This is a genomic window from uncultured Aquabacterium sp. (assembly GCF_947366995.1).
GTDB lineage: Bacteria > Pseudomonadota > Gammaproteobacteria > Burkholderiales > Burkholderiaceae_C > Aquabacterium.
This window is the reverse complement of record NZ_CANBCC010000019.1, coordinates 15,864-31,143: the sequence shown is the minus strand read 5'-3', so window position 1 is coordinate 31,143 and position 15,280 is coordinate 15,864. Positions and strand designations below refer to the sequence as shown.

Here is a 15,280-nt window from a genome sequence, read left to right as displayed (position 1 = left end):
GTTAGGGATGGGCATTGCCCGAGGCGTCGGCCTACAGTGAACTGGCAGTCGCTGTCATCACGACGATTATTCAAACGGGGTTGTTGCGAGAAGGGCCGGCGGCGACAATGCGGGATGGCCCAGACGCCCTTCCCGCCTGTCGCCGCTGCGCCGGCATGCCGCCCAGGCTGCGGCGCCTGCTGCACCGCGCCCTCCATCAGCTCGCCGATGCCCGGCCTGCCTCACGGCAAGCCCGCCGGCATGCCCTGCCCGCACCTCGACGCAGCCTTGCGCTGCCAGCTGTTCGGTCAGGCCACGCGGCCGGCCGTGTGCGGCTCGCTGCAACCCTCGCACGACATGTGCGGCAGCAGCCAGGCCCACGCCATGCTGTGGCTCACTGAACTGGAAGTGGCGACCCGCGGCTGACCTCGGTCGGCGCCTCACGCCCGTCCAGCATCCACTCGGGCGGCACCCCGGCCGCCTCGCCCGTCAACGCCTTCATCCGCGTACGCAGGTCGTCGGTGGTCAGGCCGCGCCCGTCCGGCGCCCAGCCCGGGGGCCCGAACAGGTAGCCCAGCAAGTGGGCGGGCCGGCGCGCTTTGAGCGCGTCTCGCGCCATGGCCGCCCACTCCGCCAGACAGATCCGCAGCGCCGTGTACGAGCGCTGCGGCTTGACCAGCCCGTAGCGGATCGGCACCCCGTCCTTCTCTTCCACATAGGTGCCGAACAGCCGGTCGAACAGCATGATGGTGCCGCCGTAGTTGCAGTCCAGGTATTCGACGTTGGCCGCGTGGTGCACCCGGTGCGCCGAAGGCGTGTTGAAAACCCCCTCCATCCAGCCCAGCTTCGGCACCAGGTCGGTGTGGATCCAGAACTGGTAGACCAGGTTCAGCCCGTAGGACATCAGCACGGCATCGGGGGAAAAGCCCAGCAGGCACTGCGGCGCAAAGAAGACGAAGCCGCCGCTGACCTTGCCGGTGATCGACTGCCGGAATGCCGCGGCCAGGTTGTATTCGTTGCCCGAGTGATGCACCTGGTGCGAGGCCCAGTACCAGCGAATGCGGTGGCCGGCACGGTGCAGCCAGTAATAGAAGAACTCGGTGGTGAAGAACATGGCGACCCAGCCCCATGCCGTGTCCATGGGCACGGTCCACAGCCGGTGCGCGTACATCCAGGCCCCGAAGGGCAGGGCCGCACCCAGCACGGCCCCCATCGGGATGGCCTCCACCACCACGCGCCAGCCGTTGATGCGCACCGTCGTCCAGAAGGCACGCCAGTCATACGCGCCGGCCCCCCGTCGTCGGGCAATCAGCACGCCTTCGGCGGCGGTCACCAGCACGGCCGACACGCCAAGCATGGCCATCATGATCTGGATGGTGTCGAGCCGCGCGAGCGCGTCGCTCAGGGAAGAGAGAGAGGACCACATGCGCCCACCATAAGGAGGCGCCCGCGCGGTGTCTGCCGGGGAAGCCCTTCCGCCCCCCATTTAACCCCGCGGATGGGGGCCTGCGCAGCGCAGCGCGGGGGATGTTCGGGCGTCAGGCGGTCAGGCGCCCTCGTCCAGCGCCTTCACGTAATACCAGCGTCCGCCCTCGCGTGCGAAATCGCTGACCTCCTCCAGCCGGTGGGCCCGACCGCCCAGCTTGCTGCGGGCCACGAAGTCCACCAACCCGCGATCGGGGCCCGTCATCGAAGTGCGGCGCACCGTCAGCCCCAGCCACTGCAGCCCGGGTTCGGGCGGCTCGATGCACGCCGGCCGGGTGTCGGGATGCCAGGTGGCCAGGAGGTATTCGCGCTCGTCCAGGACGAAGGCGCTGTACCGCGAGCGCATCAGCGACTCGGGATCCGGCGCCTGCAAGGCCAACGGGCCGGCATGGTAGCGCCCGCAGCACGACGCATACGGGGCGGGTCGCCCGCAAGGGCAGGGACGGGCATCGGCGGCAAGGGCGGGGGGACGGCGTGACATGGCCGCGATGATGGCACGGCCGCCGTCCGCCACGCTCACGCCATGCGGCGGTCAGGCCTGCTCGGCGCCGGCCTCCGCCACATCCGCCTGCTGCAGCGCCAGGAACACCTCGCACACCCCACGCAGGTAGACCACCGTGGGCAGCACCAGCGCCAGCGCGAACACCACGCCGCCACCCACCGTCGCGGCGCGGATGTAGGGCAGCGCGTCGGCCGGCACGGTCAGGTCGACCACACGCACGTTGTAGCCCATCAGGCCGGCCATCAGCATCTCGGGCTTGATGTCGACGCCGAGCACGAAAATCGACGCCTCGGCCATCACCCGGCCGCCCGCCATCACCATGAAGCTGGTGGCGGCCCCGGTCAGGCCGGTGACCAGGCTCAGCCCGCCCACCAGCACCGCCGACTGCAGCAGGCGTTCGCGCACCAGCCGCACCAGCGCCCGGCACGCCTGCCAGGACGAGGCGCCCGACCACACGACCGGCCCAGTCAGCGGGGCGATGACCGCCACCACCGACAACATGGTGAGGCCCAGCAGCAGCACCGTGGCCGGCACCACCAGCACGAACAACCACGGGCCCACCTTCGGCAGCCCGCTGAGCCAGTACAGCCCGGCCACCCCCGCCGCCAGCGTTCCGACCACCAGCACAGCAGCCAGCACCGCCAGCAGCATCCGGTGGCCCACACCCAGGCCGTCCTGCACGGCAGACCACCCGTCGCGCGGCACGACGCCCCGCGCGCGGTCCATCGACATGAGCCCGGCGGCGTTCGCCCCGTAGAACGCAATGAAGAGCGCGGCGGCGCCCTGCCCGATCGCCCAGTTCGTGTCACCCCGCCCCAGCGAGGCCTGGGCACTGGCAACCGCGAGGCCTGCGCCGGAGAAGGCGGCCAGCAGCACGTAGATCACCTGGCCGTCGCGCACGGCTTCGATGCTGGCGAGCACGCGCACCAGCGCCTGCCACCAGTCGAAACGGCGACGAACCGCCCGGGGGGCAGCGTTTTCGGGGGAAGGTGCAACAGACTCTGAGCTCATCAGGGTGGGATGTCGGGCGTTCAGCGGGGTTCCCCGCCGGGTCGATGATAGGGGCTAGCCCTGAGGCGGGCATGAAGCGCAGGCACAACAACGCACCCGGATGGTTGACACGCTGGCACAAATAAGGGTTGAAAATGCTGGCCGATCGTGCAGGCATCCACCATAATGGTTTCGTCTGTGTCTGGAAGCGGCACCGTCTTTGGAATGGGTCCTGATGGGTTGAAGCTCCACATGGTTACTTAGTTACTTGAAAGGGGCTCTCTCGTGGGCAACAAACTTTACGTGGGCAACCTGGCCTACAGCGTGCGCGATCAGGATCTGCAGGACGCTTTCTCGGAATACGGTGCCGTGAGCTCGGCCAAGGTCATGATGGACCGTGAAACCGGCCGCTCGAAGGGCTTCGGCTTCGTCGAAATGGGTTCGGATGCCGAGGCGCAAGCCGCCATCAACGGCCTGAACGGTCAGCCCGTGGCCGGCCGTGCCGTGGTCGTCAACGAAGCCCGTCCTCGTGAAGAGCGCCCGGCTGGCTTCCGCAGCCCGTACGGTGGCAGCGGCGGTGGCGGCGGCGGTTTCGGCGGCGGCCGTCGTGAAGGCGGTGGCGGCGGTTACGGCGGCGGCGGCGGCCGTGGCAATGGTGGCGGCGGCTACGGCGGTGGCCGTGGCAACGGCGGCGGTGGTTACGGCGGTGGCCGTGGCGACGGCGGCTACGGCGGCGGCTACTGATCGGCCCCTGCTCAGGCAAGAAGGCGGTGTCTCAAGGCACCGCCTTTTTTCTTGGGCGCTCGCTGCCGCACCACGATGCGGGCCCGGCGGCACATCTGGTCACAAGCGCGACACAGCCAGACACAGCCCCGCGAGCCCCCACGCGCACAATCGGGCCCTGGCCCGGCCTCGCCGGGCGCTCTGCAAAAGACCATGAAGAAGTACACCCTTCCCCGCCTGGCCGCCGTCGCTGCCCTGGCCTCGCTGGCCAGCCTGGCCTCGGCCCAGAACGTCGGCGTCAGCGTGAGCATCAACCAACCGGGCTTTTACGGTCGCGTCGACATCGGCGATACCCGTCCCGTGCTGGTCTACCCGCAGCCGGTGATCATTCACCAGGGCCCGGTGGCCGTGGTGCAACGTCCGATCTACATGCGTGTTCCGCCCGGGCACTCGAAGAACTGGGCGCGCTACTGCGGTCAGTACAGAGCCTGCGGCCAGCCGGTCTATTTTGTTCGTGACGACGGCGGCCCCAAGAAGGGCAAGGGCAACCGAGGCCATGACCATGACCACGACGGGCACGACCACCACGGCCACGACGACCACCCGGGTAAGGGCCACGGCAAAGGCCGGGGTCACTGACCGGCAGCAGGCCGGCGGCGCTTCTTTCGGTGCTGCTGGCCGCCCACGATGCGGTCGAACAGGCTGCGCGGCATCCACGTGAGCACCGCCGCGACCACGCCCATCTGCCAGGGGATGACGCGCCAGCGCACGCCAGCCGCGATCGCATCGACCGCTTTTGCCGCAAACACGTCCGGGGCCATCAGGAAGGGCATCGGGTAGTCGTTCTCGCGGGTCAGTGGCGTGTCGATGTAGCCCGGCGCGAGCGTGACCACGCGCACGCCATGCGCCTGCAGCTCGCCGCGCAGGGTTTCGCACAGCTGCACCACGGCGCCCTTGGCGGCGCAGTAGCCGGCATGTCCGGGCAGCCCCCGCACCGAGGCCACGCTGGCCACGCCCACCAGCGTGCCGCGCCCCCGCGCCTTCATCGGCGCGATGAAAGGCTGGAAGGTGGCGGCCACACCGATCACATTGGTCTCCAGCAGGTCACGCAGCACCGGCAGGTCTTCGGCCAGGGACAGGTCGATGCCGATGCTGATGCCGGCGTTGGCCACGACCACATCGGGCAGGCCCTGCTGCACCAGGCAGGCATGCGCCGCGGCCTGCATGGCGGCCTCGTCGCGCACATCGGCCGCATACACCGCCCACCGGTCGGCGGGCCAGCCCTGGGCGAGCACCCACTCACGCAGCAACTCGGCACGGCGCGCCACCAGGGCCACGCGCCAGCCTAGTGCCACATAGCGGGCGGCCAGGGCCTGCCCGATGCCGCTGGAGGCGCCGGTAATGAAGGCCAGCGGGGCCGTCACGGGCGGCTCGCCAGCTCGTAGCGGCCAGTCACCCGGCCTTTGAACTCGGTCACGCCGGTGCGCTCGTCATGGCGCATGGTGTTGCCGCGCACCACGCTGCCCGCCTGGTACAGCGTGGTGGGCTGGTCGGCGCTCAGCACGCGGGTGCGGCCGTCCATCTTCAGGCCCTCGCCCACCAGGCGCACGGGCGCGGTGCTGGCCATGCCTTGCTGCTTCGCCGTGCCCGGCACCGGCATCGCGGTCACGCGCACGGCCCCGGTCAGCGTGATGACCTCGGTCGTGCCAACCGCTTCGCCGCGGCGGGCCAGCGCGTGCACGCTGTCGCCCTCGTCACCGCGGGCGGAGAGTTCGAGCACGTCGATCTCGATGCGGTCGCCCTCGGGATAGTGCCGGATCACCTCGCCGTCGATCACGGCCTTGAGTCGGCCCTCTGTGTCGATGCGCGAGATGCGGGCGCGTTCGAGCGTGTAGTCGGGCACCGTGGGGGCGACTGCAGCGCGCCGCGCCGTTTCGGGCTGCGGAGACGACTGCACCAGCCACCAGGTGAAGCCGGCCAGCAGCCCGGCGGCCAGCACCGGCAGCCCGGCCTGGGCATACGACAGCCACTCCCAGCTGCGCGGCTTCATCGGCGGGCGCCTTCGGCGGTGGTGTCCAGCGTTTGCAGGTGACCGTGCAAGAGTGCGTCGTAGCGGCCGGTGGCCCACAACAGCAGGTCGCACGCCTCGCGGGCGGCGCCCTGCCCGCCCTGCAGCGCGCTCACGTGGTCGGCGATGGCCTTGACTTCGGGATGCGCGTTGGCCGGCGCGATGGCAAAGCCCGCCCGGGCCAGCAGCGGCAGGTCGGGCCAGTCATCACCCATCACGGCCAGCTCATGCCAGCCCACGCCCAGTTCAGCCAGCAGCGGCGTGGCCACGGCCAGCTTGTCGTGCGCGCCAAACACGGCGTGCTTCACACCCAGGTCAGCCAGGCGGCGACGCACCGCGGGCGAATCCCGACCGGTGATGACGATGGGCGTGATGCCGCCCTGGGCCAGCAGCTTCAGGCCATGGCCATCCAGCGCATGAAAGGCCTTGAGCGTTTCGCCGGCTTCGCTGATGTAGAGCGTGCCGTCGGTCAGCACCCCGTCCACATCGAAGATGGCGGCGCGGATGCCGCGGGCCTTGTCGCGCAGCGGCTCGGGAAAGGTCAACGTGGCGTGCAGCGGGCGCATGTCAGATCACCTTCGCGCGCATCAGGTCGTTGGTGCTGACGGCGCCCACCAGCGCGCCGGCGGCGTCGACCACGAGCAGGGTGTTGATGCGGTGCGCTTCCATCAGCGACACGGCCTCGGCCGCCAGCACGTCGTCGCGGATGGTGCGGGGGGCGGGCGTCATCAGCTCGGCGGCCGTCAGCCCGCGCAGGTCGACACCGGCTTCGATCTTGCGGCGCAGGTCGCCGTCGGTGAAGACGCCAAGCAGGCGCCCGGTGGCCTCGACCACCGCCGCGGCGCCCAGGCCCTTGGCGCTCATCTCGCGCATCAGCTCGCCGAATGGCGCTTCGGGGGCCACACGCGGCACGGCCTCGCCCGAGCGCATCACGTCGCGCAGGTGGGTCAGCAGGCGGCGGCCCAGCGAGCCGCCCGGATGCGAGCGGGCAAAGTCTTCGGCCTTGAAGCCGCGCGCTTCCAGCAGCACCACGGCCAGGGCATCGCCGAGCGCCATCTGCGCGGTGGTGCTGGCGGTGGGCGCCAGGTTCAGCGGGCAGGCCTCGACCGACACGGCGCTGTCGAGCACGATGTCGGCATGGCGGGCCAGCGACGAGGCGGGCTTGCCCGTCATGGCCACCAGCGGCACGCCGATGCGCTTGATGACGGGCAGCAGCGCGGTCAGCTCCTCGCTCTCGCCGGAGTTGGAGATCGCGATCACGACGTCGCCCGGCTGCACCATGCCGAGGTCGCCATGGTGCGCCTCGGCCGGGTGCACGAACATCGCCGGCGTGCCGGTGGATGCGAGCGTGGCGGTGATCTTGCGGCCCACATGGCCGCTCTTGCCCATGCCCATCACGACCACCCGGCCGCGGCACGCCAGCATGGTGTGCACCGCACGGGTGAAGGCAGCGCCGGGCTCGCCCTGCAGGCGGGCCTTGAGGTCGAGCAGCGCGCGGGCCTCGATGTCCAGGGCCTGGCTGGCCATCGCCACCACGGCGTCTTGGGAAGGAAGTGCAGACATGAAAGGAGAAAGCGTCGGAAGTCTGGCCCGGGCGGGCGCAACGGCACCCCTGCCCGGGTAGGATCGGGTGATTCTAGGGACAACATGGCCAGCACGCTCGACCTCACACTGCTCTATCTGTTTGCCGCCGTGATTGGCGTGGTGTTGTGCCGGCTCATCAAGCTGCCCCCGATGCTGGGCTACCTGGCCGTGGGGGTGGTGATCGGGCCGAATGCGCTGGCCCTGGCCAAGGACTCGGCCGGCGTGAGCTACCTGGCCGAGTTCGGCGTCGTCTTCCTGATGTTCGTGATCGGGCTGGAGTTCAATCTGCCCAAGCTCAAGAGCATGAAGTCGCTGGTGTTCGGGCTGGGCCTGAGCCAGGTGGGGCTGACGATGCTGGCCACGCTGCTCGGGCATCTGGCGCTGGGTGCCGGCCTGGCGTGGCTGGGGGTCGAGGGTGGACTGCTGGGATGGGGGCTGAGCTGGCAGAGCGCGTTGGCCCTGGGTGGCGCGCTGGCCATGAGCTCCACCGCCATCGTCGTCAAGCTGATGGCCGAGCGGCTGGAGCTGGAAAGCGAACACGGCCGACGCGTGATGGGCATCCTGCTCTTCCAGGATCTGGCCGTGGTGCCGCTGCTGGTACTGATTCCGTCGCTGGGAGACAGCGCCAGCGAGCTGACGCGCACGCTGGCACTGGCCGGCCTGAAGGCCGCCGCGCTGCTGACGGTGCTGCTGGCCGGTGGCCAGAAGGTGATGCACTGGTGGCTGGACATGGTGGCGCGCCGCAAGAGCGAAGAGCTCTTCATGCTCAACCTGCTGCTCGTCACCCTCGGGCTGGCCTGGCTTACCGAGCACTTCGGGCTGTCGCTGGCGCTGGGCGCCTTCGTGGCCGGCATGCTGATCGCCGAAACCGAATACAAACACCAGGTGGAGACCGACATCCGGCCCTTCCACGACGTGCTGCTCGGGCTGTTCTTCATCACGATCGGCATGAAGCTCGACTGGCACAGCCTGGTCAACCAGTGGGGCCTGGTGCTGCTGCTGGCCACGGTGCCGGTGCTGTTCAAGCTCGGGCTGGTGGCGGCGCTGGCCCGGTTGTTCGGCGCGCCCACCGGCGTGGCGCTGCGCACCGGCCTGTATCTGGCTCAGGCTGGTGAATTCGGCTTCGTGCTGCTGAACCTCGCCGCCGAGCAGAAGCTGCTGCCGCACCACGTGCAGAGCCCGCTGCTGGCCTCGATGGTGCTGTCGATGCTGGCCACGCCGTTCATCATCCACTACAGCAACTGGATCGTGATGAAGGTGTCGGCCACCGACTGGCTGATGCAGTCTCTGGCGATGACGAAGATCGCCTCGAAGGCCATCAACACCGAGAAGCACGTCGTGATCTGCGGCTACGGGCGCAGCGGCCAGAACCTGGCGCGCCTGCTGGAGCAGGAGCACATTCCCTACATGGCGCTCGACCTCGATCCCGACCGCGTGCGCCAGGCTGCGGCTGCGGGGCAGAACGTCGTCTTCGGCGATGCCACCCGCCTGCAGAGCCTGGTGGCCGCGGGCCTCACACGCGCTGCCGCGGTGGTCGTCACCTACCCCGACACGCCCACGGCCAACAAGGTGCTGCACCACGTGCGCGAGCACGCCCCCCATGTGCCGGTGGCCGTGCGCACGATTGACGACCAGTCGCTCGACGAGCTGCAGTCCGCGGGCGCCAGCGTGATCGTGCCCGAAGCCATCGAGGGCTCGCTGATGCTGGCCTCGCAGACGCTGGCCCTGGTGGGCGTGCCCATCCGCCGCGTGATCCGCCTGGTGCAGGACCAGCGGGTGGCGCGCTATGGTCTGCTGCGCGGGTATTTCCACGGAGCCGACGACGACAGCGTCGATGAACTCGAATTGCAGCGTCTGCAGTCGGTGACGCTGGAGCCAAGCTCGGTGTGCGTCGGACGGACGCTCGATGACAGCCTGGATCCGGCGGGCGTCGGCGTGACGGTGGTCTCGGTGCGCCGCGCCCAGGGGGCGGTGATGTCCCCGTCGCCGGGTCTGCTGCTCGAAGCGGGCGACACCCTGGTGCTGTCGGGCCGACCGCAGGATCTTGCACGTGCCGAAAGCGTGTTGCTCAAAGGCTGAAAATGTCGCGGCATCGGCTGGATGTCCCTCTAGGCCTGCGCAGCGACTCGCGGCACACTTTGCGCCAAAAGGCCGGGGCCCGCGCTCCCGCATCAGGCACCAGGAGAGCCCCGCATGGACGTGCTGTCCAACCCCGAGTCGACCGCTGCTTCCCCCCGTGACGACCGGTCCCGCTCGCCACGTCGGCTGAATCGCCGGCTCTGGCTGGCCGCCGGCGTGTGGACCGCGCTGGTGACGCTGAGCACCGCCGCCCTGGTCTACCGCCAGATCGACCACCACCGCGCCGAGCGCGTGACGGCCGCGCAGCACCGGCTGGACAGCCTGCACGGCTCGCTGGAAAGCCAGTTCCGCCAGCTTGCCGCCCTGCCCCGCGCCCTGGGCCGGCAGACGGCCGTCACCACCCTGCTGCAAGAGGTCGAGGTGCCCGGCTCAGAGCGCCTCACCGAGGCCGACCGCCCGCGCATGCGCGGCGTGCTCGAAAGCCAGCCCCCCGTGCGCCCGGCCAGCCTGCTGCTCCATGCCACCGCGCGCGACTTCGATGTCGAACAGATCTTCGTGCTCGACCGCTTCGGCACCAGCGTGGCCTTCAGCGAGATCGACAGCGCCGTCAACATCATTGGCGGCAACTACCGCGGACGGGCCTACTTTGCCGACGCCATGGCGCATGGCAGCGGCACGCAGTTCGCCGTGGGCCGTGTGTCGCGCTCGCCCGGGTTCTACTTTTCAGCGCGGATCGGTGACAGCGCCGCCCCGGCTGGCGTGGTCGTCGTCAAGCAGGGCGCCACCGTGCTGGGCCGTCTGTTCGACGACCCGTGGCGCAAGCTGCTGGTCACCGATCCCCATGGCGTCGTGCTGATGAGCAGCCAGGTGTCGGACGTGCTCGGCCACACGCCGCTGCAAGGCCCGATCAACCTGGGCACCAGCGCCATGAAGGACCTGTATCTGCGCGTGCCCAACGAACTGGGCTGGATGCTCGACACCGCGCGCGTGCGGGGCCACCGGATGACGGTGGTGCACCGCATGGACGGGCCGCACCTGGCCATCTCCCGGCCCTTGAGCTATGGCGGCCTGATCGCCTGGTCGCTGATTCCGCTGGAAGGCGAAACCCCCATCATCGCGGCCTGGGGGGGCGGTGCGGCGCTGCTGTGGCTCAGCGGCCTGGGCGTGATCCTGCTGGTGGGGCAGCGCCTGCGGCAATACGAACTGCAGGAACAGGCCCACCGCGACCTGGCCGACATGGCGCACGCGCTGCCGCTGACGGTGTTCCGATACCGCATCCCGGCCGGCGCACGGCAGGGGCATTTCACCTTCCTGGGCGCCGGCCTGCGCGAACTGATCGGCATCACGCCCGAAGACCTGAAGGAAGACCCGGAGCGCGTGTGGCGCCTGATCGACGCCGACCTGCGCGAGCCCCCGCAGACCCGCAGCGAGTTCACCGTGCGGCATTCCGGCCGCCCCTGGTGGATCGAATGCGAAAGCCAGTGCACGACGGCAGCCGATGGCACGCGCACCTTCAATGGCTACTGGACGGACATCAGCGAGCGCAAGCAGGTGGAAGCACGCACGCAGGCGGTGTTCGCCAACGCACCGCTGGCCTTCTTCTTCTCCAACAGCCAGGGCAGCATCACGCGTGTGAACCCCACGGCGCTGACCATGTTCGGCGCCGACCACCCGACAGCCTTGATCGGCCTGAAGCTGCACGAGGCGCCGCTGACCTCCCCTCACCTGCTCAAGCAGCCCGAGGTGCTGGCCGTGGCCCGGGCCGTGCACGACCACCTGCTGGCCGGCAAACCCTACCGCTTCGAGTGGAGTCACACCCGCTTCGACAGCGTGCCCTTCGAAGCCGAGGTCGTCGCCATCCCCTTCGAGCACGACGGCGAGCGGCAGGTCTGCGCCATCCTGCGCGACATCACCGAGCGCAAGCGCGCCGAGACCGCGTTGCGGGCCGCACAGCAGGCGGCGCAGGCGGCCACCGAAGCCAAGTCCCGCTTCCTGGCCAACATGAGCCACGAGATCCGCACCCCCATGAACGCCATCATGGGCATGACCCACCTGGCGCTGATCGACGAGCTGCCCGCCAAGGCGCGCAACTACATCACCAAGGCCCACGGCGCGGCAGCCAACCTGCTGCAGATCCTCAACGACGTGCTCGACGTCTCGAAGATCGAGTCGGGCAAGCTGGAGCTCGAGCGCACGCCGTTCCAGCTGGAGACGGTCGTCAGCCACATGGCCGACGTGCTGGGCGTGCGCGCCGAGGAAAAGGGGCTGGAGCTGCTGTTCACCGCCCCGCCCGACATCCCGACGGCCCTCATCGGCGACCCGACCCGACTGGGCCAGGTGCTCATCAACCTGGGCACCAACGCGGTCAAGTTCACCGAGCACGGCGAGGTCATCATCGGCTGTGAGGTGCAGCGGCTTGACGCCTCGGAGGTGACCCTGCACTTCTGGGTGTCCGACACCGGCATCGGCCTGTCGCCCGAGCAGCTCGACCGCCTGTTCCTGCCGTTCACCCAGGCCGACAGCTCGACCACCCGCCAGTACGGCGGCACCGGCCTCGGCCTGGCCATCAGCCGACAGCTGGTCGACATGATGAACGGCCGCATCTGGGCCCACAGCCAGCCCGGCGAAGGCAGCACCTTCCACTTCACCGCGCGCTTCGGCCTGCAGACCCAGCCGCTGGCGCGCCGTGCCCTGCTGGCCAGCGAACTGCAGGGCAAACGGGTGCTGCTGGTCGACGACAACGCCTCGGCCCGCGAGGTGCTGGGCGACATGGTGCGCCGCCTCGGTCTCGATGTGGACGTGTGCGACAGCGGCGAGCACGCGCTCGAGCGCCTGCGCGAAGCCATGCAGGCCGGCCGCCCGCACCACCTGCTGCTGACCGACTGGAAGATGCCCGGCATGGACGGCATCACCTTCGCGCGCCACGCCCTGTCCATGCCGCCCGAACAGCGCCCTTGCGTGCTGCTCGTCACCGCCTTCGGCCGCGAAGAGGCGCTGCAGGCCGCCGAGGGGCTGGAGCTCGCCGGCATCATCCACAAGCCGGTCACGCCATCGACGCTGGTCGACACCCTGGGCCGCGTGCTGGGCGAAGACCTGGCCGCCCCGCCGGGGCCCCGTGCCGCCAACCGCGTGCTGCAGCAGGCCCAGCGCGACCTGGCCGGCGCGCGCGTGCTGCTGGTGGAAGACCAGCCGCTCAACCGCGAACTGGCCTGTGACCTGCTCGAGCGGGCCGGCATGACGGTCGTCGTGGCCACCAACGGCCAGGAGGCGCTCGACCGCCTCAACGCCGACGGTGCGTTCGACGGCGTGCTGATGGACTGCCAGATGCCCGTGATGGACGGCTACACCGCCACCGAGCACATCCGCGCCAACCCGGCGTGGGCCCATCTGCCGGTGATCGCGATGACGGCCGGCGCCATGGCCGGTGACCGCCAGCGGGTGCTCGATTCGGGCATGAACGACCACATCACCAAGCCGCTCGACCTCAACCAGATGTTCGCCATCCTGGCCCGTTGGATCAAGCCGAGTCAGGTGCTGTCCTCGCCCCCGGCGCCCGAGGCACTCGAGCCCGCACTGCCCGACATGGCCGCGCTCGACATGGCTGATGGCGTCGCGCGCTGCATGGGCAATGTCGACCTCTACCGCCGCCTGCTGCGGGGCTTTGCCCGCAACCATGCGGAGTTCGCCACCGAGTTCGCCGCGGCCACCACCGCGCACCAGGCCACCGAGGTGGTGCACGGGCTGAAGGGCCTGGCCGGCAACATCGGCGCGCGCACGCTGTTCCAGCACTGTGTGGCACTGGAAGGTGCGCTGCTTCAAGGTGGGCCCGACACACCGGCCGTCCAGGCAGAGGCCCAGGCCACCGTGGCGGCACTCGACGCCGTGCTCGCTGACATCGCCCAGCTGTCCCAACCCTCGGTGCCGCAACGGGCACGCCAGGAAGCCGCCCTGCGCGACCCGGGCACCCAGCCGCTGTGGGCCCGTCTGCGGCAGCTGGTGGCCGACAACGATGCGCAGGCCCGCGAGGTCATGGCGGATCTGCTGGAACTGCGCCCCGAACTGGCCGATCACCCCGAGGCCGTGGCAGTGCGCCGCGCGCTCGATCAGTACGACTTCGAGGCCGCGGCCGAGGCGCTGCGCGCCATCCCGGTCTGAACCGGGGAGCCCCGGCGGGGCCCGCGTTCACCCTCTCAGGCGGCGTCGCTCACCGTGCCGCGCTCGTCCGCGTACAGGTTCATGATGCGCAGGATCTCGAACTGCTGCGCAAAGAAGCAGTCCAGCAAGGTCGGGTCGAAGTGCTTGCCGCGCTCGTCGGCCATGATGGCCAGCGACTGCTGCGCGCTGAACGCCGGCTTGTAAGGACGTCGCGTCATCAGCGCATCGAACACATCGGCCAGCGCCACGATGCGCCCGAAGATCGGAATCTGCTCGCCCTGCAGCCCCTGGGGGTAGCCCGTGCCGTCCCAGCGCTCATGGTGGGTCAACGCAATGGTGCGGGCCGCCGCCAGCAGTTCGTTGTCGTGCTTGCCGAGGATGTCCGCGCCGATCTGCGGGTGGCGGCGCATGATCTGGCGCTCTTCGTCGGTCAATGGGCCTGGCTTGAGCAGGATGTGGTCCGGCACGCCGATCTTGCCCACGTCGTGCATGGCCGCGGCCTGGAAGACCAGCTGCACCGCCTCGGGCCCCATGCCGGCCTGCTGCGCCACCAGCCGCGCGATGTGGCTCATGCGCACCACGTGGTTGCCGGTCTCGTTGTCCTTGTACTCGGCGGCGCGGCCCAGCCGGCGGATGATCTGCTGGCGCGTGGCCACCAGCTCGCTGGTGCGCTGCGCCACCATGCGCTCGAGCTCGCGCGACTGGTCGTACAGCGCCAGATGCGTGCGCACCCGCGCCTGCACCAGCGGCGGGCTGATCGGCTTGGTGATGTAGTCGACGGCGCCCAGGCTCAGACCCAGCGCCTCGTCCTCGATGGTGCTCATCGCCGTCACGAAGATGACCGGGATGCGGCGGCGGTCCGGGTTGGCCTTCATCCGACGGCACACCTCGTGGCCACTCAGGTCGGGCATCATGATGTCGAGCAGCACCAGGTCGGGTGGCTCGTCCGAGTAGACGATCTTCAGCGCCTTGTCACCCGAGGTCGCCACCTTGATGCGGTAGTCCTGCCCCAGCACCCTGGACAGCAGCTCGATGTTCTGGGGCGAGTCGTCCGCCACCAGAATGGTGGGACGCCGCAGGGCCGGAAGGGGGGACATCCTTGTTCACTCCACTGAAACCGTTGCTGTTTTCTTGATTTGTGATCTTGGACAGCCCCAGGCCCGGCTGTCGAGGCGAATGCGGCGCAGTCTCAGGCGGCCGGCACCTGGCGGCTCAGGTTGCTGCGCTGACGCACCACCATGACGTTGCCCGCCGCACGCAACACTTCGGCCGCGACCAGCGGCACGCGCGCCATCAGCTCTTCGAAACGCGGCAGCCGCAAGGCAAACACCACGCAGGGCGTCATGGCCTCGACGTTGGCCGAGCGCGGCACATCGGCAAACACCGCCGGCTCGCCACACATGGCCCCGGGCCGAAGGATGGCAATGCGGCTCGCCCCGGGTGCCGCACCGGTCACAAAGACCTGCAGCGACCCCTGCCCCAGAAAATACACCGTCCGTTCCCGGTCACCCTGCTTGATCAGCAGGTCACCTGCCCGCAATTCGTGGCGGGTCAGGTACTGCACAAAGGTGCGCCATTGCTGGGGATCCAGACGCGGCCGGAACGCATCGTCCGTGTTCAGCGTCTGAATGGCCTGAATCAGTTCGTTGCCGTCCATCTTGTCCTCGTTGCCACCGTGCGGTTCAGCGCGCACCGACCGGCATCGTCCAGGGCTG

The 15,280-nt window shown here is 69.6% G+C and carries 14 protein-coding genes; 5 read left to right on the top strand and 9 right to left on the bottom strand.

Annotated features, from left to right (window positions below):
• Positions 1–114: 114 nt before the first annotated feature.
• Positions 115–405: a YkgJ family cysteine cluster protein gene (locus Q0Z44_RS07410; protein ID WP_298011509.1), complete on the top strand. Its 291-nt coding sequence runs from the start codon at positions 115–117 to the stop codon at positions 403–405.
• Here the strand turns inward: Q0Z44_RS07410 and Q0Z44_RS07405 are convergent.
• The 3 genes from Q0Z44_RS07405 to Q0Z44_RS07395 all read right to left on the bottom strand — a co-directional run bounded on the left by Q0Z44_RS07405 (position 374) and on the right by Q0Z44_RS07395 (position 2,977).
• Positions 374–1,405 carry a sterol desaturase family protein gene (locus Q0Z44_RS07405; RefSeq protein WP_298011508.1) on the bottom strand — a complete coding sequence of 344 codons (1,032 nt, stop codon included), beginning with the start codon at positions 1,403–1,405 and terminating at the stop codon, positions 374–376. The genes Q0Z44_RS07410 and Q0Z44_RS07405 overlap by 32 nt on opposite strands.
• Before the next feature lie 120 nt (positions 1,406–1,525).
• On the bottom strand, positions 1,526–1,945 hold the full coding sequence (locus Q0Z44_RS07400; RefSeq protein ID WP_298011507.1) for a YchJ family metal-binding protein: 420 nt from the start codon (positions 1,943–1,945) through the stop codon (positions 1,526–1,528).
• A gap of 51 nt (positions 1,946–1,996) precedes the next feature.
• Positions 1,997–2,977: a hypothetical protein gene (locus Q0Z44_RS07395; protein WP_298011505.1), complete on the bottom strand. Its 981-nt coding sequence runs from the start codon at positions 2,975–2,977 to the stop codon at positions 1,997–1,999.
• 264 nt (positions 2,978–3,241) lie between these two features.
• On the opposite strand from Q0Z44_RS07395, the gene Q0Z44_RS07390 reads away from it, so the two are divergent.
• Positions 3,242–3,700 carry an RNA-binding protein gene (locus Q0Z44_RS07390; protein WP_298011503.1) on the top strand — a complete coding sequence of 153 codons (459 nt, stop codon included), beginning with the start codon at positions 3,242–3,244 and terminating at the stop codon, positions 3,698–3,700.
• A gap of 192 nt (positions 3,701–3,892) precedes the next feature.
• Positions 3,893–4,318 carry a hypothetical protein gene (locus Q0Z44_RS07385; protein ID WP_298011502.1) on the top strand — a complete coding sequence of 142 codons (426 nt, stop codon included), beginning with the start codon at positions 3,893–3,895 and terminating at the stop codon, positions 4,316–4,318.
• Here Q0Z44_RS07385 and Q0Z44_RS07380 read toward each other — a convergent pair.
• Genes Q0Z44_RS07380 through Q0Z44_RS07365 form a run of 4 tightly spaced genes read right to left on the bottom strand, consistent with a single transcriptional unit; the run spans position 4,312 to position 7,310 of the window.
• Positions 4,312–5,103 (bottom strand): SDR family oxidoreductase, encoded by a 792-nt coding sequence (locus Q0Z44_RS07380; protein WP_298011501.1) that lies wholly within the window; start codon positions 5,101–5,103, stop codon positions 4,312–4,314. The two genes, Q0Z44_RS07385 and Q0Z44_RS07380, sit on opposite strands and share 7 nt — an antisense overlap.
• Positions 5,100–5,729 (bottom strand): LPS export ABC transporter periplasmic protein LptC, encoded by a 630-nt coding sequence (gene lptC / locus Q0Z44_RS07375; protein WP_298011500.1) that lies wholly within the window; start codon positions 5,727–5,729, stop codon positions 5,100–5,102. The genes Q0Z44_RS07380 and lptC overlap by 4 nt, the downstream gene beginning before the upstream one ends.
• Positions 5,726–6,313 carry an HAD hydrolase family protein gene (locus tag Q0Z44_RS07370; protein ID WP_298011499.1) on the bottom strand — a complete coding sequence of 196 codons (588 nt, stop codon included), beginning with the start codon at positions 6,311–6,313 and terminating at the stop codon, positions 5,726–5,728. The genes lptC and Q0Z44_RS07370 overlap by 4 nt, the downstream gene beginning before the upstream one ends.
• Before the next feature lies 1 nt (position 6,314).
• Positions 6,315–7,310 carry a KpsF/GutQ family sugar-phosphate isomerase gene (locus Q0Z44_RS07365; RefSeq protein ID WP_298011498.1) on the bottom strand — a complete coding sequence of 332 codons (996 nt, stop codon included), beginning with the start codon at positions 7,308–7,310 and terminating at the stop codon, positions 6,315–6,317.
• 84 nt (positions 7,311–7,394) lie between these two features.
• Between Q0Z44_RS07365 and Q0Z44_RS07360 the strand changes: the two genes are divergently transcribed.
• A complete protein-coding gene (locus Q0Z44_RS07360; RefSeq protein WP_298011497.1) occupies positions 7,395–9,410 on the top strand; it encodes a monovalent cation:proton antiporter family protein in 2,016 nt (671 codons plus the stop codon).
• Between the two features lie 114 nt (positions 9,411–9,524).
• Positions 9,525–13,565 carry a response regulator gene (locus Q0Z44_RS07355; protein WP_298011496.1) on the top strand — a complete coding sequence of 1,347 codons (4,041 nt, stop codon included), beginning with the start codon at positions 9,525–9,527 and terminating at the stop codon, positions 13,563–13,565.
• 35 nt (positions 13,566–13,600) lie between these two features.
• Here Q0Z44_RS07355 and Q0Z44_RS07350 read toward each other — a convergent pair whose 3' ends face one another.
• Positions 13,601–14,662: a two-component system response regulator gene (locus tag Q0Z44_RS07350; protein ID WP_298011495.1), complete on the bottom strand. Its 1,062-nt coding sequence runs from the start codon at positions 14,660–14,662 to the stop codon at positions 13,601–13,603.
• 92 nt (positions 14,663–14,754) lie between these two features.
• Positions 14,755–15,258 (bottom strand): cyclic nucleotide-binding domain-containing protein, encoded by a 504-nt coding sequence (locus Q0Z44_RS07345; RefSeq protein WP_298011494.1) that lies wholly within the window; start codon positions 15,256–15,258, stop codon positions 14,755–14,757.
• Positions 15,259–15,280: the final 22 nt, after the last annotated feature.

Excerpts from the sequence above, each read along its gene's own strand:
- Q0Z44_RS07410 (WP_298011509.1), top strand. The coding sequence starts at position 115 with ATGGCCCAGACGCCCTTCCCGCCTGTCGCCGCTGCGCCGGCATGCCGC.
- Q0Z44_RS07405 (WP_298011508.1), bottom strand. The coding sequence starts at position 1,405 with ATGTGGTCCTCTCTCTCTTCCCTGAGCGACGCGCTCGCGCGGCTCGAC.
- Q0Z44_RS07400 (WP_298011507.1), bottom strand. The coding sequence starts at position 1,945 with ATGTCACGCCGTCCCCCCGCCCTTGCCGCCGATGCCCGTCCCTGCCCT.
- Q0Z44_RS07395 (WP_298011505.1), bottom strand. The coding sequence starts at position 2,977 with ATGAGCTCAGAGTCTGTTGCACCTTCCCCCGAAAACGCTGCCCCCCGG.
- Q0Z44_RS07385 (WP_298011502.1), top strand. The coding sequence starts at position 3,893 with ATGAAGAAGTACACCCTTCCCCGCCTGGCCGCCGTCGCTGCCCTGGCC.
- lptC (WP_298011500.1), bottom strand. The coding sequence starts at position 5,729 with ATGAAGCCGCGCAGCTGGGAGTGGCTGTCGTATGCCCAGGCCGGGCTG.
- Q0Z44_RS07370 (WP_298011499.1), bottom strand. The coding sequence starts at position 6,313 with ATGCGCCCGCTGCACGCCACGTTGACCTTTCCCGAGCCGCTGCGCGAC.
- Q0Z44_RS07365 (WP_298011498.1), bottom strand. The coding sequence starts at position 7,310 with ATGTCTGCACTTCCTTCCCAAGACGCCGTGGTGGCGATGGCCAGCCAG.
- Q0Z44_RS07360 (WP_298011497.1), top strand. The coding sequence starts at position 7,395 with ATGGCCAGCACGCTCGACCTCACACTGCTCTATCTGTTTGCCGCCGTG.
- Q0Z44_RS07355 (WP_298011496.1), top strand. The coding sequence starts at position 9,525 with ATGGACGTGCTGTCCAACCCCGAGTCGACCGCTGCTTCCCCCCGTGAC.
- Q0Z44_RS07350 (WP_298011495.1), bottom strand. The coding sequence starts at position 14,662 with ATGTCCCCCCTTCCGGCCCTGCGGCGTCCCACCATTCTGGTGGCGGAC.